We start from the raw sequence: 16,028 nt of genomic DNA, 5'->3' as shown, positions 1-16,028 counted from the left end.
GCTAAAACATGTTAATGGTACTGGGTTTATTTGTGTTTGAACGCCGCACGCTGCCGCATCAGTCCATGCAATATTCGAAGGATTACCGATGGGCGTCAAATGACCGCATCGGTAAACCCCCGGCTTATCAGTATCTCGGCGAGGGGGAAACCTCGCGCACGCTTTCGGGCGTGCTGTACCCCGAAATCACCGGTGGACGCCTGTCGCTGACGGCCATCGAACTGATGGCCGACGAGGGCAGAGCGTGGCCGCTGATTGACGGGACGGGCATGATCCATGGTATGTATGTCATCGAAAAAGTGACCCATACGCACACCGAATTATTCAGCGACGGCGCGGCCAGAAAAATTGAGTTTAGCCTCTTGCTGAAACGGGTCGATGACTCGCTCGCGGCCATTTATGGCGACCTGAAAACGCAGGCCGACAATCTGGTGACATCTGCCGGTAACTGGATTGGAGGGCTAGCGGGATGATTACGGGTCTGAATGTTCAGGCCGGGGCGCAGATTGCTCCGGCGTTTATGCTCACGCTTGATGGCGATGATATCACGCAGAATTTCAGCGACCGGCTAATCAGTCTGACCATGACAGACAATCGCGGATTCGAGGCTGACCAGCTCGACATTGAGCTCGACGACACCGACGGGCTTATCGAGCTTCCGCCGCGCGGTGCAAAACTGACGCTGTGGCTGGGCTGGCAGGGCTCAGCCTTACTGAATAAGGGCAGTTTCACGGTCGACGAAATCGAGCACCGTGGCGCGCCTGATACGCTGACCATCAGGGGGCGCAGCGCTGATTTTCGCGGCACGCTGAACTCCCGCCGGGAACAGTCATGGCATGACACCACGCTCGGTGTCATTGTTGAGACCATCGCAGCGCGCAACAAGCTGACGGCCAGCGTGGCTGACACGCTGAAAGCGATCCCTGTGCCTCACATTGACCAGACGCAGGAATCCGACGCGGTGTTTCTGTCCCGCCTGGCTGACCGTAACGGTGCATCAGTATCGGTGAAAGCGGGGAAACTGCTATTCCTGAAAGCCGGTAGCGGCAGGACGGCCAGCGGCAAGCCCATCCCGCAGATGACCATCGAACGCGGCGACGGCGACCGTCATCAGTTTGCAATTGCTGACCGTGAAGCCTACACCGGCGTAACGGCTAAATGGCTGCACACAAAAGACCCGAAGCCGCAAAAGCAAAAGGTGAAGCTCAAGCGCAAGCCTAAAGAGCAGCACCTGCGCGCGTTGCAACATCCAAAAGCGACCAAAATCACGTCAAAGGCCAGAGCCAAAAAAGAGCAGGAGGCGCGCGAGGGCGAATATATGGTCGGTGAGTCTGAGAACGTGCTGGAGCTGACGACCATCTACGCGACAAAAGCGCAGGCCATGCGCGCCGCTCAGGCTAAGTGGGACAAGTTACAGCGCGGAGTGGCGGAGTTTTCAATCTCGCTGGCTATTGGTCGGGCAGATTTATTTCCTGAGACACCGATAGCGGTCAGAGGCTTTAAGCGCGTTATAGACGAGCAGGCCTGGGTAATCAGCCGGGTGGTGCACTACCTTAACGGGAACGGTTACACGACGGGCTTAGAGCTTGAGGTTAAGGTTTCGGATGTAGAGTATGAAAGCGAAGAATTAATGCAATAAATTTCTTTTATGTGTTTGATGTATAAGGATTTAATCGTTAAAATTGGTTCATCAATAACGCTCTGAGGTGTTCGCCATGTTCCACTGCCCTAAATGCCATTACGCCGCCCACGCTCGCACAAGTCGCTATTTTTCCGATACGACAAAAGAGCGGTATCATCAGTGCACAAACATCAATTGCAGTTGCACGTTCGTCACCACTGAGACGGTCGAGCGCTTTATCGTTTCGCCGGGTGAAGTAGTACCAGCGCCGCCGCACCCAACGCAGTCAGGCCAGCAACAAATCCACTGGATGTGACCAAAAGAAAGCCCCGCAAATGCGGGGCTTTTTGTATGCGATTAGTCAAAAAAGATGAGTGTTTGCAAGCATTATAACTTTGGCTCTTTCGGGCTGCTCTTTACCCATTTCATTGCAGGTATTTAGCGGTTTCTCCAAAACATAGCCCTGAGCTTTATGCTTATTGAGGATACGAAGCTCCTTAACCGTTTGAAGATATTTTGCAGGGACGTCTTTTGTCCAAATATCCATACAGGCACCTGAGCTGATAACAGCATCATACACATCAGATGTTATCTGGTTCTCATTTAAAACAACCGTCAATGTGTCGCCACTTTTCGAGACCTCTACGGGTTGCCATGGCTTCAGGGACTTTTTCAGGGTAGAGGTATCATTTGCCAGTGCGGTGAAGGAAGTCAGGGTAAGGGCAAACAAAACTACCGCTTTGAAGGGTTTCAAATTAATTTCCTTATTAAACATATTGTTGAGACTTATTCTTGCACCGCTTAAAACAAAAAGTAAAGCCCCGCACATGGCAGGGCTTTTTTCGATGTGTGGACGACGTGTGGACATCGTCAGAAACAAATCCTTTTGTTTCAGTCTTTTGCGTCTAAAATTAAACCAGCATTGCTGGCTTTTTTCATTTTGGGGAACTGTCATGGCTGAACCGCAGCTGCTGTTGAACTATACCGGGCATCTGCCCGAATGCCCGACGTGGAGTGCAGACGAGAAGGCGCTCTACTGGGCGGATATCCTGGAAGGGGAGATCCATCGGTACCATCTGCCCACCGCGGAACACTCGGTGCTCTCATTCCATGAAGAAGTTGGGTGTTTTGCCCTGCGTGAACGCGGCGGATTTATCGTCGCGATGCGAAACGCCATCTGGCTGACCGATAAACACGGCCTGCTCCAGCGTAAGGTTTGCGATAACCCGTCCAACCCGCAGCTTGCACGCTTTAACGATGGCGGTACCGATCATCAGGGACGGTTTTATGCGGGCACGTTCTGGGGGCCGGGAGATTATAACGGCGCCATGCTGATGCGTATCGACAACGACCTGACGCCGCAAGTGATCCAGTGCGATATTCACGGGCATAACGGTTTAGCGTTTAGTCCTGATAAACGGTGGATGTTTACTTCTGATACGCCGAACGGCGTGATCTACCGTACGCCGCTTGATGAGCAGGGAGAACCCGGTAAGCGCGAAGAGTTTCGCCGGTTTAGCGAGGGAGAAGGTATACCCGACGGTGCGGCAATGGATGAGGAAGGCTGCTACTGGAGCGCACTGTTTGACGGCTGGCGTATCGCACGGTTTTCACCGCAAGGCGAACAGCTGGAAGAGTATCGGCTGCCGGTACGCTGCCCGACAATGGTCTGCTTTGGCGGCGACGATATGAAAACGCTGTTTATCACCACCACGCGGGAAAATATGGAGGCGGAGGAGCTGGCGAAATATCCGCTTTCCGGTGCCATCTTCACCCTGCCTGTAAATGTGGCAGGGATGAAGAAAAGCCGCTTTATCGAACGTTAAGCCGGATCGACCGGGACCACGTTTTCGCTCGGATAGCAGCCCAGCACTTTCATGGAGCGTGTGATCTCGCCCAGTTCGCGCAGGGCTTTCTGCATGGACGCAGACTCCAGGTTGGCCTGAACGTCGAGATAAAACATTTCTTCCCACGGGTTGCCATGTATTGGGCGGGATTCCAGCTTCGTCATGATCAGGTTGTGATTACGCAGCACCAGCAGCGCTTCAACCAGCGCACCCGCCTGCTGGCCGGTCGCCATCAGCAGGGTGGTTTTCGCCGGGACCTGGTCCGACACGTTGATGGCCTTGCGGGCCAGAACCACGAAACGGGTGATATTCTGCGTCTGGTTGGCCAGATTGCGTTCCAGCACCTGTAAGCCATACAGCGCGCCGCCCGCTTCGCTACCGAGAGCCGCGACGGCAGAAGAGTTTGCCTGCGCCACTTTTTCCATCGCCGCCGAGGTGCTTTCGGTGTATTCAATTTTCCAGTGCGGATAACGGTTCAGGAACTGGCTGCACTGCTGGAACGGCTGCGGGTGGCTGTACACCGTTTCGATCTGACTCAGATCGGTTGAGCCAGAGACCAGCACGCAGTGATCGATAGGGATAGTCAACTCGCCGACTAACGACAGGCTGGTGTGCTGGAGCAGATCGTAAACATCATTGATGGCACCGGAACTGGTGTTCTCAATAGGCACTACGGCGTAATCTGCCTGGCCGGTTTCGACCTGGTTGAAAATGTCTGCAAATTTCGCGCAGCCGCTCTCAATAAACTCTTCGAAATGGCGGGCTGCGTACTGGCGAGCTGCCAGGTGAGAATAGGACCCTTTCGGGCCGAGGAAAGCGATACGAGCAGAGTGCGGGTTGGTTTTGTTCAGATGCTGCTGGAGCAGGGCTTGTTGCGTCAGAACGGAGTCTTCGATGATGAGCTGGAACAGGCGGGTGATGTAGTGCGCATCCAGATGATGCGCTTTGCCGAGTTGAATCAACCGTTCCAGTAAATCACGTTCGCGATCGATATCGCGCACCGGCCGATGGGACTCGAGCTTGGCTTTGCCCACTTCAACGGCGAGCGCGCGGCGTTCTGCCAGCAGGGCCAGTAATTTTTCGTCGAGTGCACTGATTTTTACGCGTAAATCCAGGAGCGGGTTTTCCGGTGTCATAGTGTTGTCTGTCTCATTTTATCGTTATCAATAAAAAAGGCCTCCCGGTGTGGGAGGCCTTGTTGTTCGTCTTCGCATTCTTTATCACACGACGAAACGCCTCCCGGTCAGGGGAAGGTAAAAAAGAATGCGAAGAAAAACGGCGTCTGTTTCATAAGGTCATCCTGAAATTGATAGGTTAAAGTACCTGCACTGTTTTGATCCTGTCAATAAAAAACGCGCCCGAAGGCGCGTTGTCGGTACACTCAATTTTAGAGGATTACTCTTCTTCAACTTCTTCCGCGAAGCTGGCGTCTTTCACCGAGGTTGCGGCGCGACGTGCTTCACCTTTGTGTTGCACTTTATTGAGCTGCCGTTCCAGCTTGTTGATCAAATCGTTAATTGCGGTGTACATATCCTCGTGTTTTGCGCTGGCGACCAGATGGCCGTTTGGAGTATTGATAGTTGCATCAGCGATGAAACCCTGCGGCTCCTTGGACAGGATGATATGTGGATTAATCAAATGTGTTTGCCATTTATCCAGTTTGGCGAGACGGTCTGCGACGTGCTGGCGGATTGCCGGAGTAATTTCCATTTGTTTACTGGTAATGTTCATTGTCATAAATTTTACCTCTTGTCTTTCCGTCTTGGTGATTCCAGCATACCCGACCTAATGTCAAAATGTGTGATTTAGATCACGTTATTTTGTCGGTTTTTGTCAGGGAATCTTTTTTGTGAGGCAGGGCAGGAAGAGGTGAGATTTACCTTGTCGAAGCCAACAATTGCGGTCATAGTTGAATGGATGTGTTGAAGCTAAACCGCTTCAGCGTAAGTGTGAAAGAATAAAAAAACGGCAGCCCGCGGGCTGCCGTTATGCGTTGTAGCGGTATCAGGTGTTGCTGCTGTTCGCGGCGATGATTTTCGCCACTTTGTCAGCCTGAGCCGTCATCTGCATCTGGCGATACGCATTTTCCATCAGCTTCAGGCCATCACGCGTGGCCTGGGTATCCGGATAATCACGCAGCATGCCTTCTACACGGTTAACCACGGCAACCCATGCGCCACGGCGGGTGTAGTATTCCGCAACGGAGTACTCATATTTCGCCAGACGATCTTTCAGGAATACCAGACGCTTAGTGGCATCGGTAATGTACTGGCTGTTCGGGTAGCTACGCACCAGTTTGGAGAAGTCATTGAAAGCATCACGCGCATGTTGCGGGTCACGGTCGGAACGATCCACCCCGAAGAAGCCCTGCAATGCACTATCATCCAGCGCCATGTTAGTCAGGCCGCGCATGTACATCACGTAATCGATGTTAGGATGGGTAGGGTTCAGACGCATGAAACGATCGATGGTTGCCTGAGCCAGCGGCAGATCGGCATTTTTGTAGTAGGCGTAGATAAGATCTAACTGTACCTGCTGCGAATACGGGCCAAACGGATAGCGATTATCCAACGCTTCCAGTTGCGTTATCGCCTGTTTCCAGTTACCGTCCTGCAACTTTTGTTGTGCAGTCGCATAGATTTCATTCGGCGGATTGTCAGGGACCTGTTCATTCGAACCGGAGCAGCCCACCAAAGCCAGGCTCAACGTGGCCGCTGCCACCAGATATTTCATGCGCGTCATGACGTTTTGACTTTCCTCAAATGTTTGTCCGGGAGAAACTCAGTTCCTGCTCCCGATTAAGACCAGCTACAATAGCACACTATATTAAACGGCAAAGCCGTAAAACCCAACGTTAAACGAAGAAGCAGTTTATGGCACAACGAGTAGAACTCACCGCAACAGTCTCCGAAAATCAGCTCGGTCAACGCTTAGATCAGGCTTTGGCCGAATTGTTCCCTGATTATTCGCGTTCACGCATAAAAGAATGGATCCTTGACCAGCGCGTGCTGGTAAACGGCAAGATCTGGGACAAACCAAAAGAGAAAGTGTTTGGTGGGGAAGCTGTCGCCATCAATGCTGAAATCGAAGAGGAAGTCCGCTTCGAGCCGCAGGATATCCCGCTGGATATCGTCTACGAAGATGACGACATTCTGGTCATCAACAAGCCGCGCGACTTTGTTGTTCACCCGGGCGCGGGCAATCCTGACGGTACGGTACTTAACGCTCTCCTTCATTATTATCCGCCGATTGCCGATGTACCGCGTGCCGGTATCGTTCACCGTCTGGATAAAGACACCACGGGTCTGATGGTGGTGGCGAAGACGGTTCCCGCCCAGACTCGCCTGGTGGAATCGTTGCAACTGCGCGAAATCACCCGTGAGTATGAAGCGGTGGCGATTGGTCATATGACCTCTGGCGGCACGGTGGAAGAGCCTATCAGCCGTCACCCAACCAAGCGTACGCATATGTCCGTACACCCGATGGGCAAACCGGCGGTAACCCACTACCGCATCATGGAACATTTCCGTATTCATACGCGCCTGCGTCTGCGTCTGGAAACCGGGCGTACTCACCAGATCCGCGTGCACATGGCGCATATTACCCATCCGCTGGTGGGGGACCCTGTTTACGGCGGTCGTCCGCGTCCACCAAAGGGCGCATCGGATGAATTCATCTCCGTGCTGCGTAAATTCGATCGCCAGGCGCTGCATGCGACGATGCTACGTCTTTACCACCCAATCACCGGAATTCAGATGGAATGGCATGCGCCGATCCCACAGGATATGGTGGAACTTATCGACGCGATGCGCGCAGATTTCGAAGAACATAAGGATCACGTGGACTGGTTATGACCAAACTGATTGTCCCGGAATGGCCACTGCCTGAAGGCGTGGCCGCCTGTAGTTCAACCCGTATCGGTGGCGTGAGCCAGGGCGCGTGGGAGTCACTGAACCTCGGTGCGCACTGTGGTGATAACCTGGAGCACGTTGAAGAGAACCGTAAACGCCTCTTTGCTGCGGGAAACCTTCCTTCAAAACCGGTCTGGCTTGAGCAGGTGCACGGTAAAGCGGTGCTGAAGCTGACGGGGGAGCCCTATGCGTCTAAGCGCGCCGATGCTTCGTACAGCAATACGCCGGGAACGGTTTGCGCGGTGATGACTGCTGATTGCCTGCCGGTGTTGTTCTGCAATAAGGCAGGAACTGAAGTGGCTGCTGCCCACGCCGGATGGCGAGGCCTGTGCGAAGGCGTGCTGGAAGAGACCGTTGCCTGCTTCCATGACGATTCTGCAAATCTCATCGCCTGGCTTGGCCCGGCGATTGGCCCGCAGGCGTTTGAGGTCGGGCCCGAAGTGCGCGATGCCTTTATGGAAAAAGATCCGCAAGCGGTCGAAGCGTTTGTGGCTTCCGGAGATAAATATCTGGCCGATATTTATCAGCTTGCCCGCCAGCGCCTGAATAACGTCGGCGTGACCCACATCTTCGGCGGAGATCGCTGTACCTTCACCGAAAAGGGTGATTTTTTCTCCTATCGCCGCGACAAGACGACAGGTCGTATGGCAAGTTTCATTTGGCTGATATAACCTAAAGAATCAAGACGATCCGGTACGCGCCGTTTTCTTTTCACATAATTCAGGTTATTAACCTTGAATAATTGAGGGATGACCTCATTTAATCTCCAGTAGCAAATTTGACCTGTTATGGGAGGAGTTATGCGTCTGGATCGTCTTACTAATAAATTCCAGCTTGCTCTCGCCGATGCCCAGTCCCTTGCACTGGGGCACGACAACCAATTTATCGAACCTCTTCATTTAATGAGCGCCTTGCTGAATCAGGAAGGGGGATCGGTACGTCCTTTATTAACGTCCGCTGGCATTAATGCCGGCCAGTTACGCACCGCCATCGATCAGGCGCTGAGCCGTTTACCGCAGGTAGAAGGTACCGGCGGCGACGTGCAGCCGTCGCAGGATCTGGTGCGCGTGCTGAACCTTTGCGACAAGCTGGCGCAAAAACGTGGGGACAACTTTATTTCGTCAGAGCTGTTTGTTCTGGCGGCGCTTGAATCACGCGGTACCTTAACCGACCTGCTGAAATCCGCCGGTGCAACCACCGCTAATGTGACCCAGGCGATTGAGAAAATGCGCGGAGGTGAAAGCGTGAACGACCAGGGAGCCGAAGACCAACGTCAGGCTTTGAAGAAATTTACGGTCGACCTGACCGAACGTGCCGAGCAGGGCAAACTTGACCCGGTGATCGGCCGTGACGAAGAAATTCGTCGGACTATCCAGGTACTGCAACGTCGTACCAAAAACAACCCGGTGCTGATTGGTGAGCCTGGCGTCGGTAAAACCGCCATCGTTGAAGGGCTGGCGCAGCGTATCGTTAATGGCGAAGTGCCCGAAGGGCTGAAAGGCCGTCGCGTACTGGCGCTGGATATGGGCGCGCTGGTGGCCGGGGCGAAATACCGCGGTGAATTTGAAGAGCGTCTGAAAGGCGTGCTGAACGATCTGGCGAAACAGGAAGGTAACGTCATCCTGTTTATCGACGAACTGCACACCATGGTGGGCGCGGGTAAAGCTGACGGCGCAATGGATGCCGGGAACATGCTGAAACCTGCGCTGGCGCGTGGTGAACTTCACTGCGTTGGCGCCACTACGCTGGACGAGTATCGTCAGTACATTGAAAAAGATGCCGCGCTGGAGCGTCGCTTCCAGAAGGTGTTTGTCGCTGAACCAAGCGTTGAAGATACCATCGCCATTTTGCGAGGACTGAAAGAGCGTTATGAGCTGCACCATCACGTGCAGATCACTGACCCGGCCATCGTTGCGGCGGCGACGCTTTCGCATCGTTACATCGCCGACCGTCAGTTGCCGGATAAAGCCATCGACCTTATCGATGAAGCGGCGTCCAGCATCCGTATGCAGATTGACTCGAAACCGGAAGAGCTGGACCGACTCGATCGCCGCATTATCCAGCTCAAGCTGGAACAGCAGGCGCTGAACAAAGAGTCTGATGAAGCGAGTAAGAAACGCCTCGATATGCTCAACGAAGAACTGGACGAGAAAGAGCGTCAGTATTCTGAGCTGGAAGAAGAGTGGAAAGCTGAGAAAGCCTCCCTCTCTGGCACCCAGACAATCAAGGCGGAGCTGGAGCAGGCGAAAATTGCCATTGAGCAGGCCCGTCGCGTAGGAGATCTGGCGCGGATGTCCGAGCTACAGTACGGCAAGATCCCTGAGCTGGAAAAACAGCTTGAGATCGCCACGCAGTCGGAAGGCAAAACCATGCGTCTGTTGCGTAATAAAGTGACGGATGCCGAGATTGCCGAAGTGCTGGCGCGCTGGACGGGCATTCCTGTGGCTCGCATGATGGAAAGCGAACGTGAGAAACTGCTGCGTATGGAGCAGGATCTGCATCAGCGCGTCATTGGACAGAACGAAGCGGTCGAAGCGGTATCTAACGCCATTCGTCGTAGCCGTGCGGGGCTGTCCGATCCGAATCGTCCAATCGGCTCGTTCCTTTTCCTGGGGCCAACCGGTGTCGGTAAAACCGAGCTGTGTAAAGCGCTGGCTAACTTTATGTTCGACAGCGATGACGCGATGGTGCGTATCGATATGTCCGAGTTTATGGAGAAACACTCCGTCTCGCGTCTGGTCGGTGCGCCTCCGGGATATGTCGGTTATGAAGAGGGCGGTTACCTGACGGAAGCGGTTCGTCGTCGTCCTTATTCCGTCATCCTGCTGGATGAAGTGGAAAAGGCTCATCCTGACGTGTTTAACATTCTGTTGCAGGTGCTGGATGATGGGCGTCTGACGGACGGGCAGGGAAGAACGGTCGACTTCCGTAACACGGTGGTGATCATGACCTCGAACCTGGGTTCCGATTTGATTCAGGAACGCTTCGGTGAGCTGGATTACAGCCATATGAAAGATCTTGTGCTGGGTGTGGTCAGCCAAAACTTCCGTCCGGAGTTCATCAACCGTATTGATGAAGTGGTCGTGTTCCATCCGCTGGGCGAAAAACACATCGCGTCGATTGCGCAGATCCAGTTGCAGCGTCTGTACAAACGTCTGGAAGAGCGTGGGTATGAAATCCACATTTCCGACGATGCGCTGAAACTGCTGAGCGAGAATGGTTACGATCCTGTTTATGGTGCGCGTCCGTTAAAACGTGCTATCCAGCAGCAGATCGAAAACCCGCTGGCACAGCAAATCCTCTCTGGGGAGCTGGTTCCGGGCAAAGTTATTCGTCTGGAAGCCAACGACGATCGCATTGTGGCAGTGCAGTAAGTCACAAAACGCAAAAACGGGCCGCTTGCGGCTCGTTTTTGTTTAAAAACCAGGCGAAAATTGAGGTCTGGGATGTGATTTGCCTGGAAAATGAGCGGTCAGTAAATAATTTTCACTTTATCCTTGCAGGTTCGGAATTACTCCCTATAATGCGCCTCCACTGACACGGAACAACGGCACGCAAGCCGCCGGGTCAGCAGAGAAAAGCAAAACAAACGCTTGACTCTGAAGCGGGAAAGCGTAATATGCACACCCCGCGCCGCAGCGAAAACGAAGCGGCACTGCTCTTTAACAATTTATCAGACAATCTGTGTGGGCACTCAAAGTGACATGGATTCTTAATGTCCTCGGACACTAAATGAATACCAAGTCTCAACGAGTGAACACGTAATTCATTACGAAGTTTAATTCATTGAGCATCAAACTTTTAAATTGAAGAGTTTGATCATGGCTCAGATTGAACGCTGGCGGCAGGCCTAACACATGCAAGTCGAACGGTAACAGGAAGCAGCTTGCTGCTTCGCTGACGAGTGGCGGACGGGTGAGTAATGTCTGGGAAACTGCCTGATGGAGGGGGATAACTACTGGAAACGGTAGCTAATACCGCATAACGTCGCAAGACCAAAGAGGGGGACCTTCGGGCCTCTTGCCATCGGATGTGCCCAGATGGGATTAGCTAGTAGGTGGGGTAACGGCTCACCTAGGCGACGATCCCTAGCTGGTCTGAGAGGATGACCAGCCACACTGGAACTGAGACACGGTCCAGACTCCTACGGGAGGCAGCAGTGGGGAATATTGCACAATGGGCGCAAGCCTGATGCAGCCATGCCGCGTGTATGAAGAAGGCCTTCGGGTTGTAAAGTACTTTCAGCGGGGAGGAAGGCGATAAGGTTAATAACCTTGTCGATTGACGTTACCCGCAGAAGAAGCACCGGCTAACTCCGTGCCAGCAGCCGCGGTAATACGGAGGGTGCAAGCGTTAATCGGAATTACTGGGCGTAAAGCGCACGCAGGCGGTCTGTCAAGTCGGATGTGAAATCCCCGGGCTCAACCTGGGAACTGCATTCGAAACTGGCAGGCTAGAGTCTTGTAGAGGGGGGTAGAATTCCAGGTGTAGCGGTGAAATGCGTAGAGATCTGGAGGAATACCGGTGGCGAAGGCGGCCCCCTGGACAAAGACTGACGCTCAGGTGCGAAAGCGTGGGGAGCAAACAGGATTAGATACCCTGGTAGTCCACGCCGTAAACGATGTCGACTTGGAGGTTGTGCCCTTGAGGCGTGGCTTCCGGAGCTAACGCGTTAAGTCGACCGCCTGGGGAGTACGGCCGCAAGGTTAAAACTCAAATGAATTGACGGGGGCCCGCACAAGCGGTGGAGCATGTGGTTTAATTCGATGCAACGCGAAGAACCTTACCTACTCTTGACATCCAGAGAACTTAGCAGAGATGCTTTGGTGCCTTCGGGAGCTCTGAGACAGGTGCTGCATGGCTGTCGTCAGCTCGTGTTGTGAAATGTTGGGTTAAGTCCCGCAACGAGCGCAACCCTTATCCTTTGTTGCCAGCGGTTAGGCCGGGAACTCAAAGGAGACTGCCAGTGATAAACTGGAGGAAGGTGGGGATGACGTCAAGTCATCATGGCCCTTACGAGTAGGGCTACACACGTGCTACAATGGCGCATACAAAGAGAAGCGACCTCGCGAGAGCAAGCGGACCTCATAAAGTGCGTCGTAGTCCGGATTGGAGTCTGCAACTCGACTCCATGAAGTCGGAATCGCTAGTAATCGTGGATCAGAATGCCACGGTGAATACGTTCCCGGGCCTTGTACACACCGCCCGTCACACCATGGGAGTGGGTTGCAAAAGAAGTAGGTAGCTTAACCTTCGGGAGGGCGCTTACCACTTTGTGATTCATGACTGGGGTGAAGTCGTAACAAGGTAACCGTAGGGGAACCTGCGGTTGGATCACCTCCTTACCTTAAAGAACCTGCCTTTGTAGTGCTCACACAGATTGTCTGATGAAAAGTAAATAGCAAGGCGTCTTGCGATTGAGACTGTACGTCCCCTTCGTCTAGAGGCCCAGGACACCGCCCTTTCACGGCGGTAACAGGGGTTCGAATCCCCTAGGGGACGCCACTTGCTGGTTCGTGAGTGAAAGTCACCTGCCGTCATATCTCAAAACTGACTTGCGAGTCATGTTTGAGATATTTGCTCTTTAAAAATCTGGATCAAGCTGAAAATTGAAACGACACACAGCTCATGTGTGTTCGAGTCTCTCAAATTTTCGCAATCAGAAGATGAAACATCTTCGGGTTGTGAGGTTAAGCGACTAAGCGTACACGGTGGATGCCCTGGCAGTCAGAGGCGATGAAGGACGTGCTAATCTGCGAAAAGCGCCGGCGAGGTGATATGAACCCTTGACCCGGCGATGTCCGAATGGGGAAACCCAGTGCAATCCGTTGCACTATCGTTAACTGAATACATAGGTTAACGAGGCGAACCGGGGGAACTGAAACATCTAAGTACCCCGAGGAAAAGAAATCAACCGAGATTCCCCCAGTAGCGGCGAGCGAACGGGGAGCAGCCCGGAGTCTGAATCAGCTTGTGTGTTAGTGGAACGGTCTGGAAAGTCCGACGGTACAGGGTGATAGTCCCGTACACGAAAGCACACTTGCTGTGAACTCGAAGAGTAGGGCGGGACACGTGGTATCCTGTCTGAATATGGGGGGACCATCCTCCAAGGCTAAATACTCCTGACTGACCGATAGTGAACCAGTACCGTGAGGGAAAGGCGAAAAGAACCCCGGCGAGGGGAGTGAAAAAGAACCTGAAACCGTGTACGTACAAGCAGTGGGAGCCTCTTTATGGGGTGACTGCGTACCTTTTGTATAATGGGTCAGCGACTTATATTCTGTAGCAAGGTTAACCGTATAGGGGAGCCGAAGGGAAACCGAGTCTTAACTGGGCGTTAAGTTGCAGGGTATAGACCCGAAACCCGGTGATCTAGCCATGGGCAGGTTGAAGGTTGGGTAACACTAACTGGAGGACCGAACCGACTAATGTTGAAAAATTAGCGGATGACCTGTGGCTGGGGGTGAAAGGCCAATCAAACCGGGAGATAGCTGGTTCTCCCCGAAAGCTATTTAGGTAGCGCCTCGTGAACTCATCTTCGGGGGTAGAGCACTGTTTCGGCTAGGGGGCCATCCCGGCTTACCAACCCGATGCAAACTACGAATACCGAAGAATGTTATCACGGGAGACACACGGCGGGTGCTAACGTCCGTCGTGAAGAGGGAAACAACCCAGACCGCCAGCTAAGGTCCCAAAGTCATGGTTAAGTGGGAAACGATGTGGGAAGGCACAGACAGCCAGGATGTTGGCTTAGAAGCAGCCATCATTTAAAGAAAGCGTAATAGCTCACTGGTCGAGTCGGCCTGCGCGGAAGATGTAACGGGGCTAAACCATGCACCGAAGCTGCGGCAGCGACACTTATGTGTTGTTGGGTAGGGGAGCGTTCTGTAAGCCGTTGAAGGTGTGCTGTGAGGCATGCTGGAGGTATCAGAAGTGCGAATGCTGACATAAGTAACGATAAAGCGGGTGAAAAGCCCGCTCGCCGGAAGACCAAGGGTTCCTGTCCAACGTTAATCGGGGCAGGGTGAGTCGACCCCTAAGGCGAGGCCGAAAGGCGTAGTCGATGGGAAACAGGTTAATATTCCTGTACTTGGTGTTACTGCGAAGGGGGGACGGAGAAGGCTATGTCAGCCGGGCGACGGTTGTCCCGGTTTAAGCATGTAGGCGGAGGTTCCAGGTAAATCCGGTACCTTGTTAACGCTGAGGTGTGATGACGAGGCACTACGGTGCTGAAGTGATAAATGCCCTGCTTCCAGGAAAAGCCTCTAAGCATCAGGTAACACGAAATCGTACCCCAAACCGACACAGGTGGTCAGGTAGAGAATACCAAGGCGCTTGAGAGAACTCGGGTGAAGGAACTAGGCAAAATGGTGCCGTAACTTCGGGAGAAGGCACGCTGATGTGTAGGTGAAGCCCCTGCGGGTGGAGCTGAAATCAGTCGAAGATACCAGCTGGCTGCAACTGTTTATTAAAAACACAGCACTGTGCAAACACGAAAGTGGACGTATACGGTGTGACGCCTGCCCGGTGCCGGAAGGTTAATTGATGGGGTTAGCGGCAACGCGAAGCTCTTGATCGAAGCCCCGGTAAACGGCGGCCGTAACTATAACGGTCCTAAGGTAGCGAAATTCCTTGTCGGGTAAGTTCCGACCTGCACGAATGGCGTAATGATGGCCAGGCTGTCTCCACCCGAGACTCAGTGAAATTGAACTCGCTGTGAAGATGCAGTGTACCCGCGGCAAGACGGAAAGACCCCGTGAACCTTTACTATAGCTTGACACTGAACACTGGTCCTTGATGTGTAGGATAGGTGGGAGGCTTTGAAGCGTGGACGCCAGTCTGCGTGGAGCCAACCTTGAAATACCACCCTTTAATGGCTGGTGTTCTAACGTGGACCCGTAATCCGGGTTGCGGACAGTGTCTGGTGGGTAGTTTGACTGGGGCGGTCTCCTCCCAAAGAGTAACGGAGGAGCACGAAGGTTGGCTAATCCTGGTCGGACATCAGGAGGTTAGTGCAATGGCATAAGCCAGCTTGACTGCGAGCGTGACGGCGCGAGCAGGTGCGAAAGCAGGTCATAGTGATCCGGTGGTTCTGAATGGAAGGGCCATCGCTCAACGGATAAAAGGTACTCCGGGGATAACAGGCTGATACCGCCCAAGAGTTCATATCGACGGCGGTGTTTGGCACCTCGATGTCGGCTCATCACATCCTGGGGCTGAAGTAGGTCCCAAGGGTATGGCTGTTCGCCATTTAAAGTGGTACGCGAGCTGGGTTTAGAACGTCGTGAGACAGTTCGGTCCCTATCTGCCGTGGGCGCTGGAGAATTGAGGGGGGCTGCTCCTAGTACGAGAGGACCGGAGTGGACGCATCACTGGTGTTCGGGTTGTCATGCCAATGGCACTGCCCGGTAGCTAAATGCGGAAGAGATAAGTGCTGAAAGCATCTAAGCACGAAACTTGCCCCGAGATGAGTTCTCCCTGAGACTTTAAGTCTCCTGAAGGAACGTTAAAGACGATGACGTTGATAGGTCGGGTGTGTAAGCGCAGCGATGCGTTGAGCTAACCGATACTAATGAACCGTGAGGCTTAACCTTACAACGCCGAAGGTGTTTTGGCGAAGAGACAGACACGATTTTCAGCTTAGATTCA

12 protein-coding genes, 1 tRNA gene, 2 rRNA genes and 1 other annotated feature are annotated in these 16,028 nt (G+C 53.3%); of the genes, 10 read left to right on the top strand and 5 right to left on the bottom strand.

The genetic code is table 11. The features are described 5' to 3' along the window. Positions 1 to 8: 8 nt before the first annotated feature. The 3 genes from L463_RS02460 to L463_RS02470 all read left to right on the top strand — a co-directional run bounded on the left by L463_RS02460 (position 9) and on the right by L463_RS02470 (position 1,937). Complete coding sequence (locus L463_RS02460; protein ID WP_032673281.1) at positions 9 to 473, top strand: phage tail protein; 465 nt, start codon at positions 9 to 11, stop codon at positions 471 to 473. Continuing rightward, positions 470 to 1,639: a phage late control D family protein gene (locus tag L463_RS02465; protein WP_032673280.1), complete on the top strand. Its 1,170-nt coding sequence runs from the start codon at positions 470 to 472 to the stop codon at positions 1,637 to 1,639. The genes L463_RS02460 and L463_RS02465 overlap by 4 nt, the downstream gene beginning before the upstream one ends. Before the next feature lie 76 nt (positions 1,640 to 1,715). Beyond that, positions 1,716 to 1,937 (top strand): DNA-binding transcriptional regulator, encoded by a 222-nt coding sequence (locus tag L463_RS02470; RefSeq protein ID WP_023323577.1) that lies wholly within the window; start codon positions 1,716 to 1,718, stop codon positions 1,935 to 1,937. A 45-nt stretch (positions 1,938 to 1,982) separates the two neighbouring features. Here the strand turns inward: L463_RS02470 and L463_RS02475 are convergent, their stop codons facing one another. Continuing rightward, on the bottom strand, positions 1,983 to 2,576 hold the full coding sequence (locus tag L463_RS02475) for a hypothetical protein (protein ID WP_227022486.1): 594 nt from the start codon (positions 2,574 to 2,576) through the stop codon (positions 1,983 to 1,985). Between L463_RS02475 and L463_RS02480 the strand changes: the two genes are divergently transcribed. Next, positions 2,575 to 3,447: an SMP-30/gluconolactonase/LRE family protein gene (locus tag L463_RS02480; RefSeq protein ID WP_017383978.1), complete on the top strand. Its 873-nt coding sequence runs from the start codon at positions 2,575 to 2,577 to the stop codon at positions 3,445 to 3,447. The two genes, L463_RS02475 and L463_RS02480, sit on opposite strands and share 2 nt — an antisense overlap. Here L463_RS02480 and pheA read toward each other — a convergent pair. The 4 genes from pheA to bamD form a co-directional block, all read right to left on the bottom strand. Further along, positions 3,444 to 4,604, bottom strand: a complete 1,161-nt coding sequence (pheA, locus tag L463_RS02485; RefSeq protein WP_015571567.1) for a bifunctional chorismate mutase/prephenate dehydratase — start codon at positions 4,602 to 4,604, stop codon at positions 3,444 to 3,446. The genes L463_RS02480 and pheA overlap by 4 nt on opposite strands. Before the next feature lie 30 nt (positions 4,605 to 4,634). Beyond that, positions 4,635 to 4,760, bottom strand: a sequence feature (Phe leader region). Next, positions 4,712 to 4,759, bottom strand: coding sequence for a pheA operon leader peptide PheL (pheL, locus tag L463_RS24380; RefSeq protein WP_100229775.1), 48 nt, complete (start codon positions 4,757 to 4,759; stop codon positions 4,712 to 4,714). It overlaps the preceding feature by 48 nt. Before the next feature lie 103 nt (positions 4,761 to 4,863). Then, complete coding sequence (raiA, locus tag L463_RS02490) at positions 4,864 to 5,205, bottom strand: ribosome-associated translation inhibitor RaiA (protein WP_003863162.1); 342 nt, start codon at positions 5,203 to 5,205, stop codon at positions 4,864 to 4,866. 267 nt (positions 5,206 to 5,472) lie between these two features. After that, positions 5,473 to 6,210 (bottom strand): outer membrane protein assembly factor BamD, encoded by a 738-nt coding sequence (gene bamD, locus L463_RS02495; RefSeq protein WP_003863164.1) that lies wholly within the window; start codon positions 6,208 to 6,210, stop codon positions 5,473 to 5,475. A gap of 131 nt (positions 6,211 to 6,341) precedes the next feature. Here bamD and rluD point away from each other — a divergent pair, with 131 nt between their 5' ends. The 6 genes from rluD to L463_RS02525 all read left to right on the top strand — a co-directional run bounded on the left by rluD (position 6,342) and on the right by L463_RS02525 (position 15,973). Further along, positions 6,342 to 7,322 (top strand): 23S rRNA pseudouridine(1911/1915/1917) synthase RluD, encoded by a 981-nt coding sequence (rluD, locus tag L463_RS02500; protein WP_017383977.1) that lies wholly within the window; start codon positions 6,342 to 6,344, stop codon positions 7,320 to 7,322. Further along, positions 7,319 to 8,050: a purine nucleoside phosphorylase YfiH gene (gene yfiH / locus L463_RS02505; RefSeq protein ID WP_023295227.1), complete on the top strand. Its 732-nt coding sequence runs from the start codon at positions 7,319 to 7,321 to the stop codon at positions 8,048 to 8,050. Before rluD ends, yfiH begins: the two co-directional genes overlap by 4 nt. Positions 8,051 to 8,179: 129 nt before the next feature. Beyond that, complete coding sequence (gene clpB, locus L463_RS02510; protein ID WP_017692862.1) at positions 8,180 to 10,753, top strand: ATP-dependent chaperone ClpB; 2,574 nt, start codon at positions 8,180 to 8,182, stop codon at positions 10,751 to 10,753. A gap of 429 nt (positions 10,754 to 11,182) precedes the next feature. Beyond that, positions 11,183 to 12,724: ribosomal RNA gene (locus L463_RS02515) — 16S ribosomal RNA — on the top strand. Between the two features lie 84 nt (positions 12,725 to 12,808). Then, positions 12,809 to 12,884: transfer RNA gene (locus tag L463_RS02520), tRNA-Glu, on the top strand. Between the two features lie 183 nt (positions 12,885 to 13,067). After that, positions 13,068 to 15,973: ribosomal RNA gene (locus L463_RS02525) — 23S ribosomal RNA — on the top strand. The 16S and 23S rRNA genes sit together here with 1 tRNA gene alongside, the layout of an rRNA operon. Positions 15,974 to 16,028: the final 55 nt, after the last annotated feature.

Source organism: Enterobacter sp. BIDMC 27 (assembly GCF_000534415.1).
Lineage (GTDB): Bacteria > Pseudomonadota > Gammaproteobacteria > Enterobacterales > Enterobacteriaceae > Enterobacter > Enterobacter hormaechei_C.
Note: the sequence above shows the minus strand (reverse complement) of the source record. Positions and strands in the feature narration are given on the sequence as shown.

Excerpts from the sequence above, each read along its gene's own strand:
- L463_RS02460 (WP_032673281.1), top strand. The coding sequence starts at position 9 with ATGTTAATGGTACTGGGTTTATTTGTGTTTGAACGCCGCACGCTGCCG.
- L463_RS02465 (WP_032673280.1), top strand. The coding sequence starts at position 470 with ATGATTACGGGTCTGAATGTTCAGGCCGGGGCGCAGATTGCTCCGGCG.
- L463_RS02470 (WP_023323577.1), top strand. The coding sequence starts at position 1,716 with ATGTTCCACTGCCCTAAATGCCATTACGCCGCCCACGCTCGCACAAGT.
- L463_RS02480 (WP_017383978.1), top strand. The coding sequence starts at position 2,575 with ATGGCTGAACCGCAGCTGCTGTTGAACTATACCGGGCATCTGCCCGAA.
- L463_RS02475 (WP_227022486.1), bottom strand. The coding sequence starts at position 2,576 with ATGACAGTTCCCCAAAATGAAAAAAGCCAGCAATGCTGGTTTAATTTT.
- pheA (WP_015571567.1), bottom strand. The coding sequence starts at position 4,604 with ATGACACCGGAAAACCCGCTCCTGGATTTACGCGTAAAAATCAGTGCA.
- raiA (WP_003863162.1), bottom strand. The coding sequence starts at position 5,205 with ATGACAATGAACATTACCAGTAAACAAATGGAAATTACTCCGGCAATC.
- bamD (WP_003863164.1), bottom strand. The coding sequence starts at position 6,210 with ATGACGCGCATGAAATATCTGGTGGCAGCGGCCACGTTGAGCCTGGCT.
- rluD (WP_017383977.1), top strand. The coding sequence starts at position 6,342 with ATGGCACAACGAGTAGAACTCACCGCAACAGTCTCCGAAAATCAGCTC.
- yfiH (WP_023295227.1), top strand. The coding sequence starts at position 7,319 with ATGACCAAACTGATTGTCCCGGAATGGCCACTGCCTGAAGGCGTGGCC.
- clpB (WP_017692862.1), top strand. The coding sequence starts at position 8,180 with ATGCGTCTGGATCGTCTTACTAATAAATTCCAGCTTGCTCTCGCCGAT.